Raw genomic sequence first — 944 nt, forward strand, 5'->3', positions numbered from 1 at the left:
TTCTCGTCGCTGTTGTTCTGACGTGTAGGGCCGGGCATAGAGGCACTCGTCAGCCAACAGCCGGTTGTAGCGTTCAACTTTGCCGTTGTGTCGTGGCGTGTACGGGCGGGTGTGTTGATGCCGGCCGATGAATCCTTTGATCGCGGCTGCGAACGCGTCGGAGCGGTAGCTGGGCCCGTTGTCGGTGACCAGTCGGGTGATGTGGGTGATGCCGTGGGCGGCGAAGTAGGCCTGTGCTCGTTGGAGGAACCCGATCACGGTCGTGGCTTTCTCGTCCTCGAGCGCTTCGGTGTAGGCCAGGCGGGAGAACCCGTCGATGATTGAGTGGAGGTAGGTGTAGCCAACTTTTTGTTTGTGGGATCGTTTGGCAGCCAGCGCTTGCTGGCTGCCTCGGCCATGCGCCCACCAGCCGCCACCGTCGGGGATCTTCCCGACTTTCTTCACATCCATATGGGCCATGTGCCCGGGATAGCGGGCAGTGATCTTCCCTGGGCGGCGGAGGTTCTGCCCGTCAGGGGTGATGTCCCGGATGCGGTTGAGTCCGAGCCGGTCCAGCCAGCGAGTGACGGTGCGTTGGCTGCAGTGGGTGTGGTGTTGGTGCGCCAGTTCATGGGTGATGCGACGTGCGGACCATTTGTATTCGCGGCGCCAGTGTTCGATCAACGTGACCGTGTGTGCGGGGAGCCGGTTCGGGACCCGGTGCGGGGCGCTGGAGCGGTCTTCCAGCCCGTTCGGTCCGTACTGGCGGTAACGGCCGACCCATTTCGACAGTGTTGAGCGGGCGATGTGGAACTGCGCAGCCACGTGCGCGATCGGGCGGTTGTGTTTGAGGACCTGGTCTACGGCTCGTTGTCTTCCCTCAACGGTCAGTGGGGCGTTACGGTGGGTCATGGAACGGGTCTCCTTTCGGACGACGGATGTTTTCGACACCACCCATCGTGCCG

At 62.9% G+C, this 944-nt stretch carries 1 protein-coding gene; it reads right to left on the reverse strand.

The annotated features are described in order from the left end of the window. Window positions 1-891 (reverse strand): IS481 family transposase (locus JMV54_RS10635; protein ID WP_201518896.1); only part of this gene is annotated, 891 nt, incomplete at its 3' end. Between the last annotated feature and the right edge of the window lie 53 nt (window positions 892-944).

The sequence above is a fragment of the Gulosibacter hominis genome, from assembly GCF_904842695.1.
GTDB classification, from domain to species: domain Bacteria; phylum Actinomycetota; class Actinomycetes; order Actinomycetales; family Microbacteriaceae; genus Gulosibacter; species Gulosibacter hominis.